We start from the raw sequence: 1,896 nt of genomic DNA, 5'->3' as shown, positions 1-1,896 counted from the left end.
AGAGCCCCATGCAGCGCGACGTCTCGGCCCACCTGACCCTCGACGTCGCGGCTCCGGCCGCCCTCGTCCTCTCGATCGCGGTGGCCGACGCGTACGGGGCGGAGGAGTCGCTGACGCTCACCGTCGACGGCCGCCCGCTCGCCGCTCGCGAGGTGATCGACCAGCACGGCACCCGGCTGCACGTGCTCGACGCGCCGGTCGGGCACCTCGTCGTGGACTACTCCGCGCGCGTCCTAGGACGCCTCGATCCGCTCGAGGGCGACGAGGTGGACCGGCTGCGGTACCTGCGGCCGAGCCGCTACGCCGAGTCGGACGTGCTGTGGGCGACGGCCCGGGCCGAATTCGCCGGCCTCGCCGGGGCGGACCTCCTGCACGCGGTGAGCTCCTGGGTCGGCACGCGGCTGGCGTACGTCCCCGGCTCGAGCCTTCCGACGGACGGGGCCGAGCGGACGCTGCTCGCCCGCCGCGGCGTCTGCCGCGACTTCGCGCACCTCGTCGTCGCCCTCCTCCGTGCGCTGGACGTGCCCGCCCGACTGGCGGCCGTGTACGCCCCGGGACTGCAGCCGATGGACTTCCACGCGGTCGCGGAGGCCTGGATCGAGGGGGAGTGGCGGGCGGTCGACGCGACGACGCTCGCGCCGCGGTCGAGTCTCGTGCGGATCGCGACGGGACGCGACGCGGCCGACACCGCGTTCCTCGGCGTCTACGGCGGCATCGCGACGCTGCGCGAGCTGACGGTCGGCGCCGTGGCCGACGTGCTGCCGGGCGACGACCTCGACCGGCCCGTCTCGATCGGCTGAGCGGGCGGCCGAGGCCGGCTACTCCGACTCGACGAAGCGCCGCCAGGCCCAGATCGACGTGCACACCGCGCTGAAGGCGACGACGGCGAAGAGCACCGGACCCGCTCCGCCGTCGGTCGACCAGGACGCGATGGTCGGGGTGAGCAGCACGAACAGCACGGTCGTCGCGAGGAGCGTGAGCCCGAGCCAGAGCAGCGGGGACCAGCGCAGGATGCTGCGGCCGGCGGGGCGCCCGACCGGGAACAGCAGCACCACGCTCGAGCCGACCGAGATCAGCGTGGTCGCGCTGAGCACCTCCGCGGCGAGCACGGAGCCGAACGAGCCGTCGGGCGGGACCACGGCGGAGGCGCCCCAGGCGAGTCCGGCGAGGCCCAGCAGCGAGACGACGCGGACGGTGGAGAGCTTCGCCCGGTCGACGGCGGATGCGCCCTCGGGGAGGACGAGGCCGATCACCACGCCGAAGAGGAGCGCCGGGTCCAGTCCCGCGAAGCGCGAGACGAGAGCGGCCGCCGCGACCAGGAGCAGCGCGCGCGGAGCGGCGACGACGCCGATCCCGCTGACGCCGATCCGTCGGCCGACCAGCGCGGGGACGGCGGCGGCGACCGCGTTGACCACGGCGACGGCCACGATGACGGCGATCAGCAGGCGCAGGTAGGCGGGCTGGCCGTCGACGCGTCCCGAGAGCAGGACGAGGCCGGCTGCGCAGCCGATCATCCCGACGACCATCAGGCGCGGCGAGGCGGGACCGGTGTCCGGCTTGTCGTCGTACTCGACGGCGGCGCGGTTGCGGCCCGTGAGGTGCCAGCTGCGTTCGGCACGGGGCGCGCGCCCGGCCGCGGCGAGGCGGGCCGGCACGACGACCAGGGCGAGCGAGAGCAGAGCGAGGGCGAGGGAGCGCATCCAGTCGGCCATCGAGACGACGGGCGATCCGGCTGACAGCGCGGTGGTCATCCCGGTCGCCGCGCTCCAGCCGCCCGGCTCGGATCCGGCGTCGGGGGCGGGCTGCGGCGGCACGTCACCGCCGTCCTGGTCGGGAGCCGGGACCGGTGCTGCGGTGGGCTCGGCGGTCGGCTCGTCCTCGGGCGCGGGCGCGGCC

Annotated in this window: 1 protein-coding gene and 1 pseudogene; one reads left to right on the top strand and one right to left on the bottom strand. The window is 75.9% G+C overall.

The features are described 5' to 3' along the window. Window positions 1–8 precede the first annotated feature (8 nt). Complete coding sequence (locus tag C5C82_RS17020) at window positions 9–800, top strand: transglutaminase family protein (RefSeq protein ID WP_104234572.1); 792 nt, start codon at window positions 9–11, stop codon at window positions 798–800. An 18-nt stretch (window positions 801–818) separates the two neighbouring features. On the opposite strand, the pseudogene C5C82_RS17730 reads toward C5C82_RS17020, so the two are convergent. Then, window positions 819–1,896: pseudogene (locus C5C82_RS17730) on the bottom strand (hypothetical protein); the annotation flags it as partial.

Origin of the sequence: Rathayibacter sp. AY1D5, assembly GCF_002932515.1 — a bacterium.
Classification (GTDB): Bacteria; Actinomycetota; Actinomycetes; order Actinomycetales; family Microbacteriaceae; genus Rathayibacter.
The sequence above is the reverse complement of the archived record's forward strand: the minus strand, read 5'-3'. Positions and strand labels throughout refer to the sequence as shown.